Source organism: Pluralibacter sp. (genome assembly GCF_019237635.1).
GTDB lineage: Bacteria > Pseudomonadota > Gammaproteobacteria > Enterobacterales > Enterobacteriaceae > Enterobacter_B.
On the sequence record NZ_JAFAGS010000064.1, the window covers coordinates 1 to 5,198 of the forward strand.

Consider the following 5,198-nt stretch of genomic DNA (forward strand, 5'->3'; position numbering starts at 1 on the left):
ATGATGCCGGAGTAGAAATCGACGTTCGGGTACAGTTTCTTCTCGATGAAGTACGGGTCGTTGAGCGCGATGTGCTCAAGCTCCATGGCCACTTCCAGCAGATCGTCTTTGGTGCCCAGTTCTTTCAGCACTTCGTGGCAGGTTTCGCGCATAACGGTCGCGCGCGGATCGTAATTTTTGTAGACGCGATGGCCGAAGCCCATCAGGCGGAAAGAATCGTTTTTGTCTTTCGCGCGACGTACGAATTCCGGGATGTGCTCAACGGAGCTGATCTCTTCCAGCATCTTCAGCGCGGCTTCGTTCGCGCCGCCATGCGCCGGTCCCCACAGGGACGCAATACCCGCCGCGATGCAGGCGAACGGATTCGCGCCAGAGGAGCCTGCGGTACGTACGGTGGAGGTCGATGCGTTCTGCTCGTGATCGGCGTGCAGAATCAGAATACGGTCCATGGCGCGTTCGAGCACCGGATTGACCACATACTCTTCGCACGGCGTGGAGAACATCATGTTCAGGAAGTTGCCCGCATAGGAAAGGTTGTTACGCGGGTAAACGAACGGCTGGCCGATGGAATATTTGTAGCACATCGCCGCCATGGTCGGCATTTTGGACAGCAGACGGAACGCAGCGATTTCGCGATGACGCGGATTATTGACGTCCATCGCATCGTGATAAAACGCCGCCAGCGCGCCGGTGATGCCACACATCACCGCCATCGGGTGAGAGTCACGACGAAACGCATGGAACAGACGTGTGATCTGCTCATGAATCATGGTATGTCGGGTCACGATGGTTTTGAAGTCATTGTACTGGGCCTGGGTCGGTTTTTCACCGTTCAGCAGGATGTAGCAGACTTCGAGATAGTTAGATTCGGTTGCTAACTGATCGATAGGAAAACCGCGATGTAGCAGGATACCTTCGTCACCGTCGATAAAGGTGATTTTGGATTCGCAAGATGCGGTTGAGGTAAAACCGGGGTCAAAAGTGAACATCCCTTTTGAACCGAGACTACGAATATCAATAACATCCTGACCGAGTGTGCCTTTTAGCACATCCAGTTCAATAGCAGCGTCACCATTTAGGGTGAGCTGTGCCTTTGTATCAGCCATTTACGGTCTCCTTAGCGCCTTATTGCATAAGACTGCTGGATGCCGGATTTGCCTTCAGGCTGCAGTTCAACGTTACCAGTTTGTTATTTGGCTCACAGCTCCGCGTCAGAGGAGAAACCAGGGTACAGAGCTAAAGGGCGCCTGGCGGCATACGTTTAATCCACAGTGAAACTACAGCAAATCAGGGTATTAGCAGTCCGTTTATTCAAATCTGTCTATCACTAATAACTGTCCTGATTACATCGGTCAATACCATCACACTGTTACATAACTTATTCTCAGGTGAAAGAGTGACCCCATAACTTTTAAGCATTATATGACTTTTCAGATGATGGTTGTAACAATAATGTTTAATGTTTGTCAAATTAGCTGAGTAAAAATTAAAATAATGTTGTTATCGTGACGCCGATCACTGTTCCGTATAAAACCCGACAAACTATATGTAGGTTAATTGTAATGATTTTGTGAACGTCCTATACTGCCGCCAGGTCTCCGGAACACCCTGCAATCCCGAGCCACCCAGCGTTGTAATGTGTCGTTTTAAACTTCTGAAAAGTTGGTTATCCATGACGCTAAGTTATAGAAAAAGGACGCTGTCTGACCCGCACGCAGACCGGAGGAAGGAAACAATAAGAACAGCATGTGGGCGTTATTCATGATAAAAAATGTGAAGAAACAAAGACCTGTCAATCTGGATCTGGCAACGATCCGATTCCCTGTAACGGCGATAGCGTCCATTCTCCATCGCGTATCCGGTGTGATAACCTTCGTGGCGGTGGGTATTCTGCTGTGGTTGCTGGGAAGTAGTCTCTCTTCGCCTGAAGGCTTCCTGGTGGCGACGTCCATCATGAGTAGCTTCTTTGTGAAATTCATCGTTTGGGGCATTTTGACCGCGCTGGCCTATCACGCCGTCGTCGGCATCCGCCACCTGCTGATGGATTTTGGCTATCTGGAAGAAACCCTCGAAGCAGGGACACGTTCCGCCAAAATCTCTTTTGTTATTACAGTCGTGCTTTCACTTCTCGCAGGAGTCCTCGTATGGTAAGCAACGCCTCGGCATTAGGACGCAACGGCGTACATGACTTCATTCTGGTTCGTGCCACTGCGATCGTTCTGACCCTGTACATCATCTACATGGTTGGCTTTTTCGCAACGACCGGCACCGTGACCTGGGAAGTCTGGACGGGCTTTTTCTCCTCCTCTTTCACCAAAGTTTTCACCCTGCTGGCGCTCTTCTCCATCTTGATTCATGCCTGGATCGGTATGTGGCAGGTGTTGACCGACTACGTTAAACCACTGGCTGTGCGCCTGACGTTGCAGCTGGCTATCGTTGTTGCGTTGGTGGTTTACGTCATTTATGGATTTGTTGTGGTGTGGGGTGTGTAATGAAACTGCCAGTCAGAGAATTTGATGCTGTTGTGATCGGCGCAGGCGGCGCAGGTATGCGCGCCGCGTTGCAAATCTCCCAGAGCGGTCAGACCTGTGCGCTGCTCTCCAAAGTCTTCCCGACCCGTTCCCATACCGTATCCGCGCAGGGTGGCATCACCGTGGCGCTCGGTAATACCCATGAAGATAACTGGGAATGGCACATGTACGACACCGTCAAAGGGTCGGACTACATCGGCGACCAGGACGCTATCGAATATATGTGTAAGACCGGCCCGGAAGCGATTCTGGAGCTGGACCATATGGGGCTGCCGTTCTCCCGTCTGGAAAATGGCACCATTTATCAACGTCCGTTTGGCGGCCAGTCGAAAAACTTCGGCGGCGAGCAGGCGGCACGTACCGCCGCGGCGGCTGACCGTACCGGTCATGCGCTGCTGCATACGCTGTATCAGCAGAACCTGAAGAACCACACCACTATTTTCTCCGAGTGGTATGCGCTGGACCTGGTGAAGAACGCCGACGGTGCGATTGTCGGTTGTACCGCGCTGTGTATCGAAACCGGTGAAGTGGTGTACTTCAAAGCCCGCGCGACCGTGCTGGCGACTGGCGGCGCAGGCCGTATTTACCAGTCCACCACTAACGCCCACATCAACACCGGTGACGGCGTGGGTATGGCTATCCGTGCTGGCGTGCCGGTACAGGATATGGAAATGTGGCAGTTCCACCCGACCGGTATCGCCGGGGCGGGCGTACTGGTGACCGAAGGCTGCCGTGGTGAAGGCGGCTACCTGCTGAACAAACATGGCGAGCGCTTCATGGAGCGTTATGCCCCGAATGCGAAAGACCTGGCGGGTCGTGACGTGGTGGCGCGCTCCATCATGATCGAAATCCGTGAAGGTCGCGGCTGCGACGGCCCGTGGGGCCCGCACGCCAAACTGAAACTCGACCATCTGGGTAAAGAGGTTCTGGAATCCCGTCTGCCGGGCATCCTTGAGCTGTCCCGTACCTTTGCCCACGTTGACCCGGTGAAAGAGCCGATTCCGGTTATCCCGACCTGCCACTACATGATGGGCGGTATTCCGACCAAAGTGACCGGTCAGGCGCTGACCGTGAACGAGCAGGGCGAAGACGTGGTGATTCCAGGGCTGTTTGCTGTGGGCGAGATTGCCTGCGTGTCGGTCCACGGCGCCAACCGTCTGGGCGGCAACTCATTGCTGGACCTGGTGGTGTTTGGTCGTGCGGTGGGTCTGCATCTGCAGGAGTCTATCGCCGAGCAGGGCGACCTGCTGGATGCGACCGAAGAAGAAATCAATGCTTCTCTGGAGCGTCTGAATCGCTGGAACGGTAATCGTGACGGCGAAGACCCGGTGGCTATCCGCAAAGCGCTGCAGGAATGTATGCAGCATAACTTCTCGGTATTCCGCGAAGGCGATGCGATGGCGAAAGGTCTTGAAGAACTGAAAGCGATTCGCGAGCGTCTGAAAAACGCCCGTCTGGACGATACTTCCAGCGAATTCAACACCCAGCGCGTCGAGTGTCTGGAGCTGGATAACCTGATGGAAACGGCTTATGCCACCGCGCAGTCTGCGAACTTCCGTACCGAAAGCCGTGGCGCGCATAGCCGCTTCGACTTCCCGGAAAGGGATGACGCGAACTGGTTGTGCCATTCCCTGTATCTGCCGCAATCGGAAACCATGACGCGTCGTAGCGTCAATATGGAACCGAAACTGCGCCCGGCGTTCCCGCCGAAGATTCGTACTTACTAATGCGGAGACAGGATAATGAAACTCGAATTCTCAGTTTATCGTTATAACCCGGATGTTGATGATGCTCCGCATATGCAGGATTACACCCTGGAGGCGGAAGAAGGTCGCGACATGATGCTGCTGGATGCGTTAATCCAGCTGAAAGAAAAAGACCCGACGCTGTCGTTTCGTCGTTCCTGCCGTGAAGGGGTGTGTGGCTCCGATGGTCTGAACATGAACGGCAAAAACGGCCTGGCCTGTATCACGCCGATTTCAGCGTTGCAGCGTCCGGGGCAGAAAATTGTTATCCGTCCGCTGCCAGGGTTGCCGGTTGTTCGCGATTTAGTGGTGGACATGGGGCAATTCTATGCACAGTATGAGAAAATCAAGCCTTACTTGTTGAATAATGGACAAAATCCACCTGCCCGTGAGCATTTACAGTCACCGGAGCAGCGTGAGAAACTCGATGGACTGTACGAGTGTATTCTTTGTGCATGTTGCTCGACGTCTTGCCCATCATTCTGGTGGAACCCGGATAAGTTCATCGGCCCGGCGGGTCTGCTCGCAGCCTACCGCTTCCTGATCGACAGCCGTGATACTGAAACCGAAAACCGCCTTGATGGCTTGAGTGATGCTTTCAGCGTATTCCGCTGCCATAGCATCATGAACTGCGTCAGTGTCTGTCCGAAAGGGCTTAACCCGACGCGCGCCATCGGCCATATTAAGTCGATGCTGCTGCAACGTAGCGCGTAAGTAACAACGCCGGATGGCACTGCGCTTATCCGGCCTACGAGCGTGTAGGCCCGGTAAGCGTAGCGCCACCGGGCAAAAAACAGGAAACCTCTAAAAACTGCCCTGATACGTTGACAGTTTTTAAAGGTTCCTTCGCGGGCCAATATAAAAAAGAGCTCGCAGGTGAACCCCGGCACGCACATCTGGTGTGCGTGGTAGTTTCCACGGC

5 protein-coding genes are annotated in these 5,198 nt (G+C 53.7%); 4 read left to right on the forward strand and 1 reads right to left on the reverse strand.

Features of this window, described 5'->3' with window-relative positions:
* The coding region (gltA, locus tag JO226_RS07620; protein WP_293546203.1) for a citrate synthase at positions 1 to 1,106 on the reverse strand (1,106 nt) is incomplete at its 3' end.
* A gap of 640 nt (positions 1,107 to 1,746) precedes the next feature.
* Between gltA and sdhC the strand changes: the two genes are divergently transcribed.
* From sdhC to sdhB, 4 genes are read left to right on the forward strand one after another with little or no spacing between them, the layout of a single operon-like run.
* Positions 1,747 to 2,151 (forward strand): succinate dehydrogenase cytochrome b556 subunit, encoded by a 405-nt coding sequence (gene sdhC, locus JO226_RS07625; protein ID WP_293546206.1) that lies wholly within the window; start codon positions 1,747 to 1,749, stop codon positions 2,149 to 2,151.
* Positions 2,145 to 2,492: a succinate dehydrogenase membrane anchor subunit gene (sdhD, locus tag JO226_RS07630; RefSeq protein WP_293546208.1), complete on the forward strand. Its 348-nt coding sequence runs from the start codon at positions 2,145 to 2,147 to the stop codon at positions 2,490 to 2,492. The genes sdhC and sdhD overlap by 7 nt, the downstream gene beginning before the upstream one ends.
* Positions 2,492 to 4,258, forward strand: a complete 1,767-nt coding sequence (sdhA, locus tag JO226_RS07635; protein ID WP_293546209.1) for a succinate dehydrogenase flavoprotein subunit — start codon at positions 2,492 to 2,494, stop codon at positions 4,256 to 4,258. The genes sdhD and sdhA overlap by 1 nt, the downstream gene beginning before the upstream one ends.
* Positions 4,259 to 4,273: 15 nt before the next feature.
* Positions 4,274 to 4,990, forward strand: coding sequence for a succinate dehydrogenase iron-sulfur subunit SdhB (gene sdhB / locus JO226_RS07640; protein ID WP_293546212.1), 717 nt, complete (start codon positions 4,274 to 4,276; stop codon positions 4,988 to 4,990).
* Positions 4,991 to 5,198: the final 208 nt, after the last annotated feature.

What these genes read in the sequence shown, in the direction of transcription:
- sdhC (WP_293546206.1), top strand. Translation starts at nt 1,747, where the DNA reads ATGTGGGCGTTATTCATGATAAAAAATGTGAAGAAACAAAGACCTGTC.
- sdhD (WP_293546208.1), top strand. Translation starts at nt 2,145, where the DNA reads ATGGTAAGCAACGCCTCGGCATTAGGACGCAACGGCGTACATGACTTC.
- sdhA (WP_293546209.1), top strand. Translation starts at nt 2,492, where the DNA reads ATGAAACTGCCAGTCAGAGAATTTGATGCTGTTGTGATCGGCGCAGGC.
- sdhB (WP_293546212.1), top strand. Translation starts at nt 4,274, where the DNA reads ATGAAACTCGAATTCTCAGTTTATCGTTATAACCCGGATGTTGATGAT.